General features: G+C 53.1%; 18 protein-coding genes. 4 read left to right on the top strand and 14 right to left on the bottom strand.

All coding sequences use genetic code 11. The features are described from left to right. Positions 1-80: 80 nt before the first annotated feature. The 7 genes from FHT67_RS15260 to FHT67_RS15230 all read right to left on the bottom strand — a co-directional run bounded on the left by FHT67_RS15260 (position 81) and on the right by FHT67_RS15230 (position 6,470). Complete coding sequence (locus FHT67_RS15260; RefSeq protein WP_167199513.1) at positions 81-482, bottom strand: hypothetical protein; 402 nt, start codon at positions 480-482, stop codon at positions 81-83. 455 nt (positions 483-937) lie between these two features. Further along, positions 938-2,362, bottom strand: coding sequence for an NAD-dependent malic enzyme (locus FHT67_RS15255; RefSeq protein WP_167199746.1), 1,425 nt, complete (start codon positions 2,360-2,362; stop codon positions 938-940). Between the two features lie 38 nt (positions 2,363-2,400). Next, positions 2,401-2,646: an HPr family phosphocarrier protein gene (locus FHT67_RS15250; RefSeq protein ID WP_132310200.1), complete on the bottom strand. Its 246-nt coding sequence runs from the start codon at positions 2,644-2,646 to the stop codon at positions 2,401-2,403. Between the two features lie 21 nt (positions 2,647-2,667). Beyond that, on the bottom strand, positions 2,668-3,351 hold the full coding sequence (locus tag FHT67_RS15245) for a TerC family protein (RefSeq protein WP_167199743.1): 684 nt from the start codon (positions 3,349-3,351) through the stop codon (positions 2,668-2,670). A 26-nt stretch (positions 3,352-3,377) separates the two neighbouring features. Continuing rightward, positions 3,378-4,904: a tripartite tricarboxylate transporter permease gene (locus tag FHT67_RS15240; RefSeq protein ID WP_132310198.1), complete on the bottom strand. Its 1,527-nt coding sequence runs from the start codon at positions 4,902-4,904 to the stop codon at positions 3,378-3,380. Positions 4,905-4,916: 12 nt separating this feature from the next. Continuing rightward, the gene (locus FHT67_RS15235; RefSeq protein ID WP_167199510.1) at positions 4,917-5,378 is read right to left on the bottom strand and encodes a tripartite tricarboxylate transporter TctB family protein; all 462 of its coding nucleotides are present in this window, start codon (positions 5,376-5,378) and stop codon (positions 4,917-4,919) included. A 66-nt stretch (positions 5,379-5,444) separates the two neighbouring features. After that, a complete protein-coding gene (locus tag FHT67_RS15230; RefSeq protein ID WP_167199507.1) occupies positions 5,445-6,470 on the bottom strand; it encodes a Bug family tripartite tricarboxylate transporter substrate binding protein in 1,026 nt (341 codons plus the stop codon). Between the two features lie 210 nt (positions 6,471-6,680). Here FHT67_RS15230 and FHT67_RS15225 point away from each other — a divergent pair, with 210 nt between their 5' ends. Continuing rightward, the gene (locus tag FHT67_RS15225) at positions 6,681-8,297 is read left to right on the top strand and encodes an ATP-binding protein (protein ID WP_167199504.1); all 1,617 of its coding nucleotides are present in this window, start codon (positions 6,681-6,683) and stop codon (positions 8,295-8,297) included. Continuing rightward, positions 8,297-9,004 (top strand): response regulator, encoded by a 708-nt coding sequence (locus FHT67_RS15220; RefSeq protein WP_167199740.1) that lies wholly within the window; start codon positions 8,297-8,299, stop codon positions 9,002-9,004. The genes FHT67_RS15225 and FHT67_RS15220 overlap by 1 nt, the downstream gene beginning before the upstream one ends. 179 nt (positions 9,005-9,183) lie before the next feature. Here the strand turns inward: FHT67_RS15220 and rlmD are convergent, their stop codons facing one another. The 4 genes from rlmD to FHT67_RS15200 form a co-directional block, all read right to left on the bottom strand. Next, entirely contained in the window at positions 9,184-10,686 is a 1,503-nt protein-coding gene (gene rlmD / locus FHT67_RS15215) for a 23S rRNA (uracil(1939)-C(5))-methyltransferase RlmD (RefSeq protein ID WP_243867170.1), read from the bottom strand. Positions 10,687-10,797: 111 nt separating this feature from the next. After that, positions 10,798-11,712, bottom strand: coding sequence for a diacylglycerol kinase (locus tag FHT67_RS15210; protein WP_132310190.1), 915 nt, complete (start codon positions 11,710-11,712; stop codon positions 10,798-10,800). A 35-nt stretch (positions 11,713-11,747) separates the two neighbouring features. Next, positions 11,748-12,521 carry a sirohydrochlorin chelatase gene (locus tag FHT67_RS15205; protein ID WP_167199501.1) on the bottom strand — a complete coding sequence of 258 codons (774 nt, stop codon included), beginning with the start codon at positions 12,519-12,521 and terminating at the stop codon, positions 11,748-11,750. Between the two features lie 4 nt (positions 12,522-12,525). Then, positions 12,526-12,816, bottom strand: a complete 291-nt coding sequence (locus tag FHT67_RS15200; RefSeq protein ID WP_015842506.1) for a YerC/YecD family TrpR-related protein — start codon at positions 12,814-12,816, stop codon at positions 12,526-12,528. Positions 12,817-13,148: 332 nt separating this feature from the next. Here FHT67_RS15200 and FHT67_RS15195 point away from each other — a divergent pair, with 332 nt between their 5' ends. Together FHT67_RS15195 and FHT67_RS15190 are read left to right on the top strand one after the other, a co-directional pair. Further along, positions 13,149-13,727 (top strand): hypothetical protein, encoded by a 579-nt coding sequence (locus FHT67_RS15195; protein WP_208403298.1) that lies wholly within the window; start codon positions 13,149-13,151, stop codon positions 13,725-13,727. Positions 13,728-14,128: 401 nt separating this feature from the next. Then, positions 14,129-15,472, top strand: a complete 1,344-nt coding sequence (locus FHT67_RS15190; protein ID WP_167199498.1) for a lytic polysaccharide monooxygenase — start codon at positions 14,129-14,131, stop codon at positions 15,470-15,472. 62 nt (positions 15,473-15,534) lie between these two features. Here the strand turns inward: FHT67_RS15190 and FHT67_RS15185 are convergent, their stop codons facing one another. The 3 genes from FHT67_RS15185 to FHT67_RS15175 all read right to left on the bottom strand — a co-directional run bounded on the left by FHT67_RS15185 (position 15,535) and on the right by FHT67_RS15175 (position 18,473). Further along, positions 15,535-16,530 (bottom strand): inorganic phosphate transporter, encoded by a 996-nt coding sequence (locus FHT67_RS15185; protein ID WP_132310182.1) that lies wholly within the window; start codon positions 16,528-16,530, stop codon positions 15,535-15,537. A 29-nt stretch (positions 16,531-16,559) separates the two neighbouring features. After that, a complete protein-coding gene (locus FHT67_RS15180) occupies positions 16,560-17,171 on the bottom strand; it encodes a DUF47 domain-containing protein (RefSeq protein ID WP_132310180.1) in 612 nt (203 codons plus the stop codon). 231 nt (positions 17,172-17,402) lie between these two features. Beyond that, positions 17,403-18,473, bottom strand: a complete 1,071-nt coding sequence (locus FHT67_RS15175; protein WP_167199495.1) for a DUF3048 domain-containing protein — start codon at positions 18,471-18,473, stop codon at positions 17,403-17,405. Positions 18,474-18,500 lie beyond the last annotated feature (27 nt).

Raw genomic sequence — 18,500 nt, 5'->3', positions numbered from 1 at the left:
ATTTTCTCCGAAAAAGGAAAAGCGGGCTTCTTATCTGGAACCCGATTCCAGATAAGAAGCCCGCTTCAATTGTTCGTCACTTACATGCCGATGAACATGTTCATGCTGTAAGGTCCCCAATTCTCGCCGTTGAATCCGGCTGCCCCCTCCGTATTTACGAAGCAAGGAAGAACAATATACAGCGTGCGGGGAGGAATGTTGCTTCTAAACGTGATGAGAAAATGCATGCCTGAATTATCGGCCGGCGTAATCATCGCCATATCCGGCCGGAGGGCGTTCGAAGCCGAAAGGGCATTCCCCATGTTTACGCTTGCCGCACTATTTGTGCCGGCATTGCTGCGAATCCAATAATTAGATAAACGAACAGCCGAGTTGAGGTCTGCCCGCCGGTCATACGTTAACAGAATTTGGTTTGCGGCCGTCTGCCTGGCACTGGTCAACACGGGGTGATCGTCCTGACGTTCGAATGGAAAGATGTACATGCCGCAGCCTCCTTTCAGAGAGTCATTCGCCTACGCCAGTATATGTGCCGGCTTCTTAAGCGTGAAGGAATTTTCTGTCCGCCAATCATCCTCTCTATTAAAAAAGCTTCCTTCCGCATTTCGGAAGGAAGCTTCTGTTACATGCTTCGTTTCATCCAAACAACCGATTCCACGTGGCTCGTCCATGGAAACATATTTACGATAGATTTAATCTGTTAGTATACGCAGTAGCCTTGATTTGACGGACTTTTCGAAAATGTTATTTGCTATAAATGACTTCATTCAGCAATGCACTCTCTCGGGTAGAGTTGTTTCACTATCCAAACGCAAAGTCTCCAGTATTCGAATACGAGTTTCATGAACAGCAGCATTCTCAAGAACCATTCATCATAACCGGAAACTAAAATTGTATTAACATTTGGGCATACTTGCTGTTTATATCTGGCGTCTGCAAGTTAGCTCATTGTGCTTCGCACTCTCCTGCGCGCTACGCCGGAGGTATAAGCGGCTTGAATGACTGCCTCTTTCACCCGTTCTGCAACATGCGGATTGAAAACGCCCGGAATGATGTAATGCTCGCTTAATTCCTCTTCGCTCACGACGTCTGCGATTGCCTGGGCCGCAGCCAGCTTCATCGCTTCCGTAACGTGGGAAGCCCGGCAATCCAGCACGCCCCGGAATAAACCCGGGAAGCACAGCACGTTGTTAATCTGGTTCGGATAATCCGAACGCCCGGTTGCCATAACGCGGACAAGACCCTCGGCTTCTTCCGGCAAAATCTCCGGAGTCGGATTGGCCATCGCGAACACGATTGGATCGGCAGCCATCCGCTCAATATCCGCGCGCTTCAGTGCGCCCGGGCCCGAAACACCGATAAAAATATCCGCGCCTTCGATAACATCGGACAACGCCCCGCTCTCCATCTCCGGATTCGTGTGCTCCGCATACCAGCGCCATGCTTCGTGCGGGTAGCTGTTACCGCGAACGAGCGCGCCTTCCCGGTCAACGCCTACAATCCGCGTCACTCCCGCTGCCTGCAATATTTTCGTGCATGCAATACCTGCCGCGCCGATACCGCACAGAACGATCTTGCAATCCGAGAGCTGCTTACCGACCAGCTTCACGGCATTATACAGACCAGCCAGAAGCACAACGGCCGTTCCGTGCTGATCGTCATGAAATACCGGAATATCCAGCTCCTCAATGAGTCGTTGTTCGATCTCGAAGCAGCGCGGGGACGAGATATCCTCGAGATTGATGCCTCCAAATGCCGGGGCGATCCGTTTGATCGTAGCAATGATTTCTTCCGTATCCTGCGTATCCAAACAGATCGGGAAAGCATCAACGCCAGCCAGCTGCTTGAACAGCATCGCCTTTCCTTCCATGACCGGCATGGCAGCGAGCGGGCCGATGTTGCCAAGGCCTAGAACGGCACTTCCGTCCGAAACGACCGCAACCGTATTGCGTTTAATGGTCAGCTTGTGGGCACTGTTCGGATTGTCGTGAATGGCCATGCAGATGTTCGCGACGCCGGGGGTATAGACACGGGAAAGATCATCCCTTGTTTTGATGGTCATTTTGGGCGTCACCTCGATCTTACCGCCCAGATGCATCAGGAAGGTCTGATCGGACACTTGCAGCACCGTAACGCCTGGCAGATGGTTCAGCATACGGACGATGACATCCTTGCTTGCCGCATCCACGATATTAATCGTCAAATCCCGAACGGTCGTCGTTCGGCCGTTGCCGCTTACGTCGATGGCGACAACATCGCCGCCCGCTTTGCCTATTGCCGTAGCAATCAAGCCAAAGGTTGCCGCCTCCTTGTCCATCTCCAGCCGGATGACGATGTTACTGCTCCCTGTTTTCGGCATAGTCATTCTTCTCAGCTTCCCTTCCAGTTCAACTTTGGTATCCATTAGCGGGTCAGCTTAACCTGGAGGCCGTGCTTTTCAAATAACTCGACCATGACCGCCTTCGCCTCCGCCTCGTCAGGACCGTGAATTTCCAGCTCATATTGCGAATCGTGCAGCAGGGAGAGACTGAGTCCGAGAATGCTCTTCACATCGATCACGCGGTTGTCTACCTTCATCACAACGCTCGATTGAAACGTGTTAGCCGTTTGATTGATTTCGACAATCGTTCTAGTCCCTAAGCCATCCATAAGAGCGCCTCCATTTCTTTTCTAGGATTGCACATCCTGCCTTACCACCGCGTGCTGTTTGCGCCGCAGCAGCTTGCCGGCTGTCACGACGGCAACGGCAAGCAGCACGGGGAGCAAGCTGTGAACGAAAGGAGGCATGGTATCCATGACATGCGCGACCCTCTCGTCACCGATGATCATTTCACCAGCCGTGTATCCAAGCAAGGCGACGCCCAGCAAGACAATGATCGGAAAATTGTGCATTAATCGCATTAATAATGTACTTCCCCAAATAATCAATGGAATGCTTATCGCGAGGGCCAGTCCGATAAGCGCGTAGTTGCCACCCGCCGCGCCGGCAACGGCTAGCACATTATCCAGACTCATAACCAGGTCGGCAATTAGAATCGTTTTAATAGCAGCGCCAAGTTCGCTGCTGGATGCGAGCTCCCCCTCTTCGTCCTCTCCCTTCATCAGCTTCAAAGCAATCCATACGAGCAGCAACCCTCCGGCTAGCTGGACGAAAGGGATATGCAGCAGCCACACAGCGGCAAACGTTAGCACGATTCGCAGAACAATAGCGCCAAAGCTTCCGAAGAAGATCGCTTTCTTCTGCTGCTCCTCGGGTAAATTGCGGCAGGCCAGGGCAATAACGACCGCATTATCGCCGCTGAGCACGATATTGATCAGTATAATTTTGAGCAGGCCAAGCACAAGCCACTGCAGATCCACCTAAAAAACCTCCAATCCGTTTAGCCTTCTTCGTTAATAATCACCTTCTTGCCGCGCAGCTTCAGTAGAAGCGGAATACTAATCCACAACACGCCGATAATGAGGAATGCGAGAGATACCGGCTTTTGCAGGAAGATCATGAAATCGCCGTTCGAAATGGTCAAGGCCCGCCGCATATTGTTCTCCATCATCGGACCAAGAATAAGGCCAAGAACAAGCGGAGCGAGCGGAAAATCATTCTTGGACAATACATAGCCGATGACCCCGCATGCCATAATGAGCAGCAAATCGAAGGTTGAATACTGCACCGCGTATACCCCGAATACAGAAAAAACTATAATTAGCGGAATTAAATATTTAGCCGGCGTCTCAATGACCTTGGCGAACAGCTTGACAAGCGGCATATTGAGAATAAGGAGCATCAGGTTGCCGACGAACATGCTGGCGATAACGCCCCACGCGAGCTGCGGGTGATCCTGGAATAGCAATGGACCCGGCTGAACGTTGTACATAATAAACGCGCCCATAAGAATGGCCGTCGTACCCGACGAAGGAATACCCATTGTAAGCAGCGGAATCATTGCGCCGCCGGAAGCCGCGTTGTTCGCCGATTCCGGTGCGGCTACGCCTGCGATAGCGCCCTTGCCGAACTTCTCCGGATTTTTGCTTAGCTTCTTCTCCATCACATAGGAGAAGAAGGAGGCTAGAATCGCGCCGGCGCCGGGAAGCAGGCCGATGAAGAAGCCAAGCACGGAGCCGCGGGCGATTGGCCCTGCGCTTTCTTTCATATCCTGCTTGGTCGGGAGGATACGATTGATCTTGGCAATCTCGGCATCGCTACTCTCACGCTCCAGAATCGTTTTGAACACTTCGCCGACCGCGAACATGCCAACTGCGATGGTCAAAAACTCAAGACCTTGATAAAGCTCCGGCATGCCGAAAGTAAAACGCTCGACGCCCGATACGCTGTCGATGCCTATCGTCGCCAGCAGCAGGCCAAACGCCGTCATCATCAGCGCCTTCACCATCGATTTGCCCGCCAGGCCGCTGATGGCCAACAAGCCGAGCACCATCAGGGAGAAATATTCGGCAGGGCCGAATTTGATTGCGACAGCCGACAGCGGCTGCGCAAGAAAAATTAAGCCGATGAGCGAAATAATGCCTGCAGCGAACGAGCCGATCGCCGAAATCGCCAGTGCCGCGCCCGCCCTGCCTTGCTTCGCCATTTGATAACCGTCGAGCGTAGTGACGACCGATGAGGACTCGCCTGGCGTATTTAGCAGAATTGAGGTGGTAGAGCCGCCGTACATTGCCCCGTAATAAACCCCCGCAAGCAAAATGATCGAACTTGTGGCTGCCTCCTCGGGTCCGAGTCCTCCGGTCAAGGTTGCTGTAATGGGAATAAGGAGCGCAACACCGCTCATCGGGCCGATACCCGGCAGCACGCCGACGACCGTGCCGATCAACACGCCCAGGAAGACGAATACAACGTTATGCCACTGCATGGCCGTAGCCAGCCCATGCGCCAAATAATCAATTGTGCTCATCGAGTAAACCCCCTAGGAGATGCCAAGCCAAGCTGGGAAACCAGGCAAAGAGCCGTCCAGCACGTTGACAAAAAGAAAATAAACGCCATACGAGAAGCAAGCGGCAATGATAACCGAACTCCATACTTTTCCTCTTTCCATCGTCTGAAAGCCGATCATGAGGAACAGAAACGTCGAGATAACAAAGCCAATGTCCTCCAGGAAGAAGGCATATAAGACGGCTGCGGTAAAAATAATGCCGAACCGTTTGTAGTCAAGGTTGGATTTGCGTTTTTGCTGCTGCTGTTTGCGGAATGTCTCGTAGATCAGCCTTGCGCTCATCAAGGACAGAAAGCCGCCCAGAAACATAGGGAAAATGTTCGCCCCAACATTGCTGCCGTAGGAGCTTGCCGTAATCGATTTGCTGCCGATCATAAAGGCGATTCCGATCGCACAGAAAACGATGCCAGCATAGCGGTCGAAAGAAAGGTTCACCTCGGTCACTCTCCTCTGAGAGCATTAGGGGAGAAGATTCTTCTCCCCTAATGCTGCATGGTTTCTCTATTTTTGCATGCCAAGCGCCGTCAGCATTTCGTTAAGCTGCGCTTCCTGCTGTCCCAGGAATGCTTTGAAATCGTCCGCGTTTTTGTAATCGCTCTGCCAGTTGTTGGCCGTCATTTCGGATTTCCATTGCTCGGACTCAACCATCGCCTTCAGCTTTGCATCCCAGAAGGACTTCGCATCCGCACTCATCTCCTTTGGACCGAAAATACCGCGCCAGATGAGAAACTCTGCGTCAATACCCTGCTCCTTCAGCGTTGGCACATTCGCCAGACTGCCGCCGGTCAAGCGCTCCGGAGACTCAACCGCGAGAACCTTAATCTTGCCGGCCTTTACGTACTGGTCGAGCGAGGACGCATCCGTGCCCAGCACATCGGCGTTGCCGCCAAGCAGGGCGGTAATCGCTTCGCCGCCGCCGTCGTAGGAGACATACTTGACGCTCTTCGGATCAATCCCGTATTTGAATGCAGGCAGGATCGAGACCAGATGATCCATCGAGCCTGGCGCGGACCCGCCGGCTACCGTAAACTTCGACGGTTCTGCCTTCATGTCGTCCAAGAGCGATTTCAGATCGTTGTATTTCGAATCCGCAGCAACGGCGATAGCGCCGTAATCCTTCGTCAATTGCGCCAGAGGCGTCGTATCGTTGTAGCCGTAAGGCGAGTTTCCTTCCTTCTTCAAATGGTTGATCAGAATCGGAGGAGAGCTGACGAACAGCTTATGGTTGTCCTTGACGTCTTTCGTAGCATACTCGGCCATAAATACAGCGCCGCCGCCGCCCGGCTTGTTCTCGACGGTGATGGCTTTGTCGGTCGCTTTCGTTTCCGTCAGCACCTTCGTAATGGTGCGCGCTGTCATGTCCCAGCCGCCGCCTGCGCCCGATGGCGCTACGATCGTGAGCGATTTGCTCGGATAATCCGAAGAGCCGGAACCCGATTTGTTCGCTGCGCTGCCGCATGCAGCAAGGCTGATGGCGAGTACGGCGATTGGAGCGGCTTTCCAGGATTTTATAAGCCATTTTTTCATGTATGAAGACCTCCCGCATGAATTTGTTTTTGTATGCGCTTTCTTTGAAGCGCTTTCAGAATAACATCCGACTTATCAAATGAAAATGTTAAGGACATAAACGATAATAAAGCGATTGTGGTCATTTTGTTCATTTTGTTCACGGCCCGTTATTTAAGATAGCGGTTACAAGTTATGCTACAATAGGAGGAAAAATCGGAGGCGACCTGCATGCGGCTGCAAACAAAGCTTATCCTTATCATTTGTTCCCTGCTCGCTTTCGTCATTATTAGCTTGGGCGGTATTTTCTACGTTGTTATCACTACCCTGCTGGAAAAGCAAATCGGAGAGCAGGCTCTCAAGGTTGCGGAGACCCTTGCCGTCATGCCCGAAATCCGGGGCGCCTTCGACGACCAGAATCCTGCGCTCGTCATCCAGCCTCTGGCCGAATCGGTTCGGCTCGAAACCGGCGCGCAATACATCGTCGTCGGGAATCGAGAAGGCGTACGGTACTCCCATCCGCTTCCGGAACGAATTGGCGGGCAAATGGTCGGCGGCGACAATGGTCCCGTGCTTGAAGGAAAACCCATTATTTCTAAGGCTACCGGCTCAATGGGCCCTTCCCTGCGCGGCAAAGCTCCGATCTTTGACAAAAGCGGCCGCGTAATCGGCATCGTTTCCGTCGGATTTTTGACCGTCGATGTCAATTCCATCACTAATGCATATCAAATTGAAGTGATGCTCGTTTCCTTCGTTGTCCTTGTGGTAGGCACGATTGGCTCCATCCTCATTGCCCGCAGCGTAAGGCGGTCCATCCACGGCCTAGAGCCGAAGGAGATAGGCGAGCTTTATATGGAGAAACAGGCTATTCTGGAATCGATCCGCGAAGGCCTCATCGCGATTAACCGGTCCGGACGCATAACACTGGCCAACCGCTATGCGCACCAGCTTCTCGCCATACCCGAGCATGAGAGCATTATCGGCAAGCAGGTGGAGGAGATTATTCCGAATACGGGTCTGATGGATGTTGTTCGCTCCGGACTTGCCCAATCGGATCGGGAGATGCTGATCGGCGAGGAAGAGGTCGTTGTGAATCGCGTGCCGATCAAAGATTTTCAGAATCGGGTAAGCGGCGCCGTATCCAGCTTCCGCAGCAAATCCGAGCTGTACCGGCTTGCCGAGGAGCTGTCGCAGGTCAAGCGGTTCGCCGATTCGCTTCGCGCCCAGACCCATGAGTTTTCCAACAAGCTGTATGTTATCTCGGGACTTATCCAGCTTGAGTCTTATCAGGAAGCGATCGACCTTATTTCAAGAGAAGCGAGCGTTCATCAAAATCTCGTCCAATTCATCATGCGCGAAGTTCCCGACCCGGTAATCGCCGGGCTGCTCATTGGCAAATACAATCACGCGAAGGAGCTGAAGATCACCTTCCGTCTTGACGAGGAAAGCTCCTTCCGCGACATACCGCCTCATATGGACCGAAGTCTGCTCGTCACCATTATCGGCAATCTGGTAGATAATGCGATGGAAGCGGTGCTTGCCCGCAGTGAGCTGGACGAGGACAACAAGCTTACCTCCTTGTTTCTGACCGATCTAGGCGATGATTTAATTATCGAATGCGAGGATAACGGAGTTGGCATACCTGAGGAATTCAGCAAGGCCATATTCAAGCAGGGCTTCTCCACCAAGCAAGGCGAACATCGCGGCATTGGGCTATCGCTAGTAGAGCATGCCATTCATAAACTGAACGGCTACTTGACCTTCAGTCGTAGCCCGCAGGGAGGTACGATTTTTACGGTAGCTATACCAAAGCATGCTGATTTAAGCCAGAAGGAGCAATCGAAATGATGACGGAGACGCCAACTATAGAAGTGCTGATTGTGGAGGACGATGTCAAAATCGCTGAAATTAACAGACGCTTTGTGGAACAAATCGAAGGTTTTCATGTCGTCGGCATTGCTACTGACGAAACACAAGCCCGGACACAACTGGAAGTGTTAAATCCCCATCTCGTGCTGCTCGACATCTACTTTCCCGATACGAACGGATTAAGCATGCTGCACTACATCCGTCAGCATTATCGGGATACGGACGTCATTATGATTACCGCCGCAAGAGAAAGCGAGGCGGTGCGTGAAGCGATCCGTGGCGGCGCATTCGATTATATTATGAAACCGCTCGTCTTTAACCGACTTCGCGAAACGCTCCTTCGCTATATTGCATTTCAGGCAGAGCTGCACCGTTTAGCGCATTCGCAAACCGTGAACCAGAACGATATCGACCGCGTGCTTGCCGGTTCAAGCAAGTCCGAAGTTGCGGCCGAATCCACGCTGCTGCCTAAGGGAATCGATAGGCTCACGTTGGAGAAGGTCGTGCAAGCGCTCGCCTCCGAGAGCAAGGGCCTGTCGGCTGAGCAGGTTGCGAACCTGATCGGCACGAGTCGCTCGACGAGCAGACGGTATTTGGAGCACCTTGTCGGACTAGGCAGCGTCTATGCCGATCTTTCCTACGGGGTCGTCGGCCGGCCGGAGCGTGTCTACCGAACGAAGAAATAGAATCGCATCCGGTACTGCACAATAAAATAAAGAAGACGCACAGGTTTTTCCTGGCGTCTTCCGTTTATATAGGCATTTGTATGATTAATTTTTACATCAAATTCACATCAAGAGCTTTCCAGTACTAATATCCTAGACAAGCTCACAATGCAATAAAATAAAGGGTTTCACCGTATTTCTCAATCTCTTACCATCCACACAACGCACTCCACATGGCTCGTCCACGGGAACATATCAACCGGCGTAACCTCAACCGTCTTGTAACCGCCGTCTTCCAGCGTGCGCAGGTCGCGCGCGAGCGTGGAAGGGTTGCAGCTGACGTACACGACCCGCTCCGGCTGCATCTTCAGAATCGTGTCCAGCAGCTCCGGGTCGCAGCCCTTGCGCGGGGGGTCAACGACGATGACGTCGGGGATGATTCCCTCTTCGCGCCAGCGCGGGATGACAACTTCCGCCGGGCCTGCCTCAAACGAGGCGTTGCCAATGCCGTTCAGCTCCGCGTTACGCTTCGCATCCTCGATCGCCTCCGGCACAATCTCTACGCCGTAGACGCGGCCAGCCTTCCGTGCGAGGAACAGAGAGATCGTCCCGATGCCGCAATAAGCGTCGATCACGGACTCCTTGCCTGTCAGCTGCGCATAATCGACGGCAGTCCGGTAGAGCTCCACCGTCTGCGCCGGGTTCACCTGATAGAACGAACGGGCCGAGATCGCAAACCGGATACCGTCAAGCTCGTCATAGATAACCTCGCTGCCCCACAGCACCTTCGTCTCATCGCCAAAGATGACGTTCGTATCGCGCGTGTTTACGTTCTGCACGATGCTTTTTACCTCTGGCAGTGCCGCGCGGATCCGTTCCACCCATTGCTGGGCTTGCGGAAGCTTGCGTCCGTTCGTCACGAGCACAACCATAATCTCGCCGCTCACAAAGCCTGTCCGCGTCATCACGTGGCGGAGCAGCCCTTGTCCGGTTTCTTCGTTATAGGCCGTAACCCCAAGCTCGCGGCCGATCGCCTTCACGACGCGGACCACCTCATCGTTGCGGTCATGCTGAATGTGGCATTCGTCCGTATCGATAATGCGATGGCTGCCCTTGGCGTAAAAGCCTGCAACCAGCTCGCCATCGCCTGCGGATGCCCCAACCGGCACCTGCGCCTTATTGCGGTATCGCCACGGATCGTTCATGCCTACCGTCGGATGAACGATAATCCCGGACGCCGCTTCTCCTTCGCCCGCAATCCGCAGCTTCCCGATCCGCTCCAGCGCATCCACGACATGCTGCCGCTTCCAGCTGAGCTGCGCGGCATAGTCCATATGCTGCAGCTGGCAGCCGCCGCATTTATCGTAAATGCCGCAGACCGGTACAACGCGGTCGGCGCTTGATTCCAGCAGCTCTTGAAGACGCGCGTAGCCGTATGCTTTCTTCACCTTCATTACTTTCGCCCGTACGCGCTCGCCCGGCAATGCCCCCTGAATAAACAAGGTATAGCCATCCGCCCGGCCAACCCCTTCCCCGTCATGGGTCAGACCGATGATGTCGACAACAACCTCTTCGTTTTTTTGCACCGGCGCGTCCACGGCAGCCTGCGAGGAAGCTCTTCCCGCTCCCCCGCCCTTCCGGCCGCCTGCCGAATGGCCTTTTCTATTTGAACCCGCATTACGCGTATGATTTCTATTCATCATTGCTCTCCGCTTCCTCATGCTATTATCCCTATAGTGTAATGCATCTGCATAAAGAAATAAACCTCCGGCGCAAGCGTAACGCTCACTGCCGGAGGTTTATTCCAAGTGCCATTAACGATGGCGATAAGAGGCTTCGCCAAGCTCGTCGGCAAAAATCTGCAGATGCGACGGCAGTACCGAGAACGTAAACGGCAGCGTACCGCCGTATTCGCCATCCAGGTTAATCTGCACGTAACTTGGCGAAGTGACCTTCATCTTATTCGTACGGAAATGAATCACATGCGAATCGTTCAGATGCTCGCCCCGGAGCGCCAGCGTAGCGATCCGGATAAATTCGGCCAGGTTGCATCTTCGGAGCAGCACGACGTCGAACAGCCCGTCATCGGGCTTTGCTTCCGGCGCCAGCTTCTCGAATCCGCCAACCGAATTGCTGTTGCAGATCAGGAAGAGCATAAATTCCTCATGGAATTTGCCTACTCCTTCCGCTTCAATAATAAGCTCCGTTGGGCTTAAGCGGGTCATCTTCTCTAAGCCCTTCAAATAATATGCCAGCTGCCCGATCATCGTCTTCAGCTTTATCGGCACATCGTAGGTCAGCTCGGTCAGCGAGCCGCCTCCCGCAATATTAATGAAATAACGCTCGTTGGCTTGACCGACGTCAATCGGCCGCGTGTAATTCTGGATAATCAGATCGCACGCATATTCCCAATGCTTCGGGATACCCATCGCGCGGGCAAAATCATTCGTCGTCCCCAGCGGTAAAATGCCAAGAGGAGGCCGGTTCGGCTTATTCGCCATCCCGTTAATAACCTCGTAAATGGTGCCGTCGCCGCCTGCCGCGATAATCAGATCGTAATCCCGCTGCGCCGCATCCGCTGCGGCTAGCGTTGCATCTCCCGCTCCAATCGTCGCGTGGCAGCTGGTCTCGATACCCGCCTGATCCAGCTTCTGCAGAATATCCGGGAGACGACGCTTCATCTCTTCCCTTCCCGATGTCGGGTTGTAAATCAATCTTGCACGCTTCATCGATTAACCCACCATTTCTTTCAAAAAACGGTCACTTACCTCTCCTGAAGCCAAGCCGTCATACGCCGCTCCAGCCACCGCTCAATAGCCGGATGGGGCAGCATAGCCTGCCCGTTGTACCGGTAAGCCAGACCCTGCAACCGCGATGGAATGACCGTATTCGTAAAATAACCCTTGCTCAAAAATAAAGGAACGACGATTACCGCTTCATTAGGTCTCTCTTCCTGCAAAGCTCTCAAATGATCCGCCGCCTGATCGGGCAGCAGCATCGCAGTCCTAGAGCTGGCGAAACCGCCCAGCTTCCGCAGCCGTTCCGCGAGCAGGTTCAGACCGTGCTGCCAGCGTTCATGGAAAACCTTTTCCCGGCTTCCATGCGCAACGAGCATAACCGTCTCAACTTCAGGGTGGACAGACAGCGGCTTAATGTTCGACAGCAGCAGCTCCGCGATGTCGGGATCGTCGTCGATCGGCATGCCGTAGTGAACCCTGGCGTTAACCCGGAAGGTGCCAAGATTGCCTTCAAGCTCGGCCACCGGCGGCAGGCCAAATGCCTGCCCGATCTCATCGACATGCGTGCTGCCGGACGAAATAAACAAAGGAAGCACGAATAAGTCCGTCACTCCCTGCTCTTCTAACGCATCTATGCCATCCTGAATTAAACGGCCTTCAACAATTTCGAGAAAAGAAGAATAGACCGGCACGCCTTGCACGTGCGGAGAGGCTGCCGCGGCGGCGACCGCCTCGTCAACCAGCCGAACCCATTCTGCTTCCCTCGAACCATGACTGATCACGAGAATGCCCGGCTTCATGGCACTATCTGCCTAAACGCTCTAAAGTCATTTTATACCCATCGTTGCCATAATTCAAACAGCGCTTAACCCGGGAAATCGTTGCCGTGCTTGCCCCTGTCTCCGCCTCGATTTGGTTGTACGTGCTGCCCTTGCCCAGCATGCGAGCGACCTCAAGACGCTGCGACAACGACTGAATTTCATTGACCGTGCACAGGTCGTCAAAAAAGATATAACATTCCTCAACGGATTTAAGGGTAAGAATCGCTTCGAATAATTGATCAATTGCTTTATCGTTGAGCTTCTTAAGCTGCATTATCATCCACTCCTCAGGGGCGTGATTACACGCGCATTTCAGGCATTGTCATTAATGTCTAATGCTCACATTGTAGCTTTTTTAGGGGGTTTTTTCAAGCATTACCGTATTCACGCTTTACAGGACGGAAGAGTGTCCCGTAGGTAAATATCCGTATTATTTATATAAAAAAAGGGCATTCGTCCAATCGTCATGTTTGCCTATGCCATAGACTAATACCAAGAATACTTCCCTATACGGCATACGGGACCGGACCTGTGCGCAGGCTAATCCCCCATGCGGAAGCGGACGGAGTAGGGAAGCCATTGTTCCATAAACTTTGAAAAAAGGTTGTGATCCGCGTGAATTACCGGAACTACCCTGGCGGGGGCGGGCATTCGAACCCTCACCAGTATCCGCCGCACTCGCCGCACAGCGGCCATCACCGGCGCGGCTATGTCCGTAACCAGACCAGTCAGGGATTAAACAGCTTCCAGAATCCTCTTGGCTTCAGTACGGATGGTGCTCCGATTCCACCTGCGCCTCCTGTCTTTTCGACGGAAGAGACTATCATACAACACGAGGATAACCTGCCTGTCGTCGTGCCGACTACGGCGGCAGAATTGGTGGAGACGACGGCACCGGCCAAAGCCGGCGGCTTCAGCATGCCGAGCTTGACCGAGATTAAAGGCTTTGTCGACCGGATTGGCGGCTTGGATGGCATTCTGACCACCGTTGGCAAGGTTCAAAAGGTCGTATCCAGTGTGTCGCAAATGGCTCCTCTCGTCAAGGTTATTCTGGGCTCCTTCAAAAAGGACTCCGGCAGCGACGCGGTGGACGATAGTATCGAGTATGTACCGAAGAAACGCAAACGGCGCAAGAAACCCACTAACTCCGCCGGCAGACGCCGCAAGCGGAAGCGGCAGCGTTAACCGGCAACGCCTGATCAACCACCCCGATTGCAGCTTCAAGCTGCAGACGGGGTGTTTTTTTGTTTGCCCTTTTGTCGGTTTATGCCAGAGACGGCCCATGCTCCTCCGTGACCTTGGAACTAGCCGCAATGTCGAAAAAGCCGCTTCTGACATTGCCTGTCAAATTTATTGCCCGATTATGCGCGGACAGAGCTACATTTTGAATATAAATTTCATAATTTTGGAATTTTACCCCAAAAGACTCATGAGGAATTTCTCAGCTTCAACTACAATCATTATAACCTTATAACTTTTAATACAACTTATCCGACCCAATCGCTGCAGCCATCGTACCTGACCCTTGTTTGCCCGATATAAGCTCCCCCGAGTTTATATAAACAAATTATTAGGAGGTATGAATAATGACTGTATTACGACTGTCGCGGCCAACTCCATTCAAGATCATGACGATTTGCGCTCTCCTCGTGCTTGCCGCCGTCTCCATGCTGTTCACGACGGCAAAAGCGTACTCGCATGGTTACGTGGAAGGACCGGCCAGCCGGGCAGCGCTGTGCAAAAGCGGAGCCAACACCGATTGCGGAGCAATCGTATACGAGCCGCAAAGCCTGGAAGCTCCTAAAGGCTTCCCGGCAGCAGGACCTGCCGACGGCAAAATCGCAAGCGCAAACGGTGCTTTTCCCAAGCTCGATGAGCAATCCGCAACCCGCTGGGCCAAAGTGAATATCTCTTCCGGCACGAATACCTTCACCTGGAAGCTGACTGCCAACCATTCCACGGCTAGCTGGAAATATTACATGACCAAGCCAACCTGGAATCCCAATGCCCCTCTTACCCGCGACTCATTCGATCTGACACCGTTCTGCTCCGTTGCTTATAACGGGGCCCAGCCGCCATTCTCCTACTCGAATACCTGCAACGTTCCCGAGCGAAGCGGCTATCATGTCATCCTTGCGGTGTGGGAGGTTGCCGATACGGCCAATGCTTTCTATAACGTCATCGACGTTAACTTTACCGGTTCGAATCCCGTCGACACAACGGCTCCTTCGGCCCCTGCTTCTCTTGCGGCAACCGCTACGGCGGCAACCAGCGTTTCCTTGTCCTGGAACGCTTCGACCGATAACGTTGGCGTAACCGGCTACAAGATTTATAGAGGCGCTACGCTGGCCGGAACAGCCTCGGGCACCAGCTATACCGTTACCGGCCTCACGGCAAGCACGGCCTACACGTTTACCGTTAAGGCGGTTGATGCCGCCGGCAACGAATCCGCTGCCAGCAACAGCCTGAACATTACGACAGCGGCACCTCCGTCCGTTGATACATCGGCACCTACCGCACCGGGAGGACTTCATATCATGGGTACTCCAACCTCCTCCAGCATGATGCTGATGTGGAGCCCGTCTACCGATAACGTAGGAGTTACCGGCTACAAAATCTATAACGGCTCCACGCTAGTCACAACGGCCTCCGGCACCGCGACATCCTATACCGTTACCGGCCTTGCGGCAAGCACTGCCTACAGCTTCTCCGTTTATGCGATCGATGCGGCCGGTAACCAATCGTCCGCAAGCACGGTCAGCGGCACAACGGCAGCTTCGACGGGCGCGCCTGCCTGGGCGCCAAATACGGCTTATGCCGTAGGAACCCTCGTTACGTATAACGGAGCTGCTTATAAATGCCTCCAGGCTCATACCTCCCTCACCGGATGGGAGCCTTCCAACGTGCCTGCTCTATGGCAGCTGCAGTGAGTTTTGGGAACAAAATACAAAAAAAGTGCCGGGAACCATTCCCGGCACTTTTTGCTGTCTTCTTACATAAACACCGTATCAATGACCCAATACACGCCTGCTGCAAAAAGCGCCGTGATCGGAATTGTAATAAACCATGCGATAACGATCTTCCCGGCAAGCGACCAGCGTACGCTGGAGAAGCGTTTGGCGGAGCCTACGCCGAGAATCGAGGAGGTGATAACATGCGTTGTGCTGACAGGCAGCTCGAGCATCGTTGCCGACAAGATAACGCCCGCCGAGCCAACGTCTGCGGCAAAGCCGTTGATCGGCTCGATCTTGAAGATCTTCGTACCCATCGTCTTAATGATCTTCCATCCGCCAATGGATGTACCAAGAGCCATTGCAAGCGCGGCGGACATCTTCACCCACAGCGGAACCTCGAAGTGATCCTGGATACCGCCCGCTACGAGCGCAAACGTAATGATACCCATCGCTTTCTGGGCGTCATTTGTACCGTGGGAGAACGACTGGAATGCCGCAGTCAGAATCTGCCCGAACCGGAAGCCCTTGTTCACTTGATGCGGGCTTGTCCTCGCAAAGATTAGCTTCAAGATCCACATGATAATGAAACCGGCCGAAAAAGCAATCAACGGCGAGAAAATAAGCGCCTTAACGATATCGACAAAACCATGCGCGTTAATGGCGTCAAATCCCGCTCCCGATGCTACCGCGCCGGCAAGCGAACCGATCAAAGCATGCGAGGAAGACGATGGAATGCCGAACCACCAGGTAAGCAGGTTCCAGGCAATCGCCGAGATAAGGGCCGCAATAACGATCTCTACCCCATTGGACAGATCCGCAGGATTGGCAACGCCGCTGCCGATCTTTTTAGCAACGCCCGTAAACGTGATCGCGCCGATGAAGTTCATGCAGGCCGCCATAATAATGGCAACCCTTGGTTTAAGGGCACGGGTCGATACCGTCGTAGCGATCGCGTTTGCCGTATCGTGGAAACCGTTAATAAAGTCGAAACCGAGCGCAAGTATGACAACCATCCATAATGTGATTGAATCCATTTGAATTGACTCCTACTCTCCGTGTAAGCTTAGCTGTTGCGCATAATGATCGATTCCAGCGTGTTCGCTACGTCTTCGCAGTAGTCGGTCGTTTGCTCCAACATTTCGTAAATTTCTTTCCGCTTCATCAGTTCAATCGGATCAGTCACATTCGTGAACAGGCTCTTGATACAAACGCGCAGCAGGTCATCCGCCTGGTTCTCCAGCTCGTTGAGCGCAATATTAGGCTCGCGGATCGCCAGCAGTTTTTTATCGGTAAGGAGATAGATCGCTTTCTTGATTTGGTTCGCGGAACGAAGCAGGATATCGCCAAACAGCGTTATGTACTCGTCTTTTTCCTGGATATTGTACATTTCAAAGCGCGATGCGCAAGCTTCGATCCCGTCAAGCACATCGTCGAGCGAACTTGTTAAAGCCATTATATCTTCCCGCTCAATGGGGGTAATGAACGTTTTGTTCAGTTCTTTCAGAATGGTATGAACGTACTGGTCGCCTCTGCTCTCATGCTCTTTCATGATTTTGGCGAACTGGGCGACATCCGACAGGTCTGAAACACCGTTTGCGAAATATTCGATTGCGTCAACCAGCGTATCCGCCATTTCCTCAAACGTCTTAAAGAAAATATCCTTTTTCTTAAACATCGTAATCCCCTTTACCCGACTGGATGGTTAGGCATCATTTTCGAAATGAGCCCACAATATCTTAACACAGTTTACTTTATATTTGTTAAGGGAATGTAAAGGATTTATGAAAAGTTTTCGTTTTTGCAAAAAAAATATAAAAAGATGCGCTCCGCGAAGGAACGCACCGCTTTATCTCTTTTTGCGGGCACCCTCTACACCTAGTTAGAGTGTGTCCGACTTGTCTTTTTTTTACCCATAAATCACATGCTCGGCGAAAGTTGGCGCATTCGGCACGACTTGGAAGAACGTTTTCCCCGGTACAAAAGGAAGCTCGGCTCCATCCTTCATCAGCCTGACCATATTGTCGCTTGCGCGAACCCATTCGCATTCGACGGCCTTTCCCTTCTGGAACAATAACGCCGAGCCGCCCGCATGCAGATCAACCGACAGCCGCCCGACATCGTCCAGCGTCTTGTGATTGGCGCCAAGCACAACCACGTTGGCAGCAGTCAGCTGTTCGCCGTTATTCAGATCGGTATGCGGCTCATCATTGACGAGTCGTTTATATAACCCGCTTGCCGCATCGTACTCATAGGAGACCTTATAGTCCTTGAGCAGAAACTTGATCTGAATCGAGGACGCTGCCGCACCCGCAGCGGTTGCTCCTTCTTCAGTAAAGGTATAGGACGGAACCGTTACATCGCTGCGGTATCCCTTCTTCTCGACACCTGCCCGAAGCTTATCCAGCTCGGAGTACAGATTATGGGGCGCCTTGCGGTCCTTGCTCCGCCAGAAGTACGGGCCCGCGTTCGAGATTTCGTCCAGATAAGGCTTGTCCTGGTGCTGCAAAATATCATAAGCGTCATTGCTGGCCCCAGAATGAGCCAGAATAGCACCGTAGCTTTCCCCGATATCGATCAGATACGGACGAATGCTGCGGATCGGTCCGACCGCATCGGTCCCCTTGTCCGTGCTTTGGAAGATCGCCACCAGCCGCGTTATGCCGCCCTCCGCGAGCACCTCCCATACCACATCGGCATTGGTCAGCCCGGATTGCGGACGCGCCGGTTTCAAGTTGTTAACCATAACCGCAACGGGCCGCGCTATTGCTTCCGTCTCGCGCTTCAGCCCCGTGAGAGGAGCCGTGAAGGCCAGCTCCGGCGTTGGCTCAGCCGATGGCGTAGCCTCCGGCTCTTCGGATCCCGCTGGAGAAGGTGTTGCTCCTTCCGTATTCTTGCCTGAGCCGCTGCTGCAAGCGGATACGAGAACAATAAGAATAGCCAAGCTGATCAACCATGCCATGCGAAAACGACTGCCCATAAGCTCCCCGCCTTTTAGTAGAAAATG

It is taken from the genome of Paenibacillus sp. BK720, assembly GCF_011761545.1.
In the GTDB taxonomy this organism is placed as follows: domain Bacteria; phylum Bacillota; class Bacilli; order Paenibacillales; family Paenibacillaceae; genus Pristimantibacillus.
The sequence above is the reverse complement of the archived record's forward strand: the minus strand, read 5'-3'. Positions and strand labels throughout refer to the sequence as shown.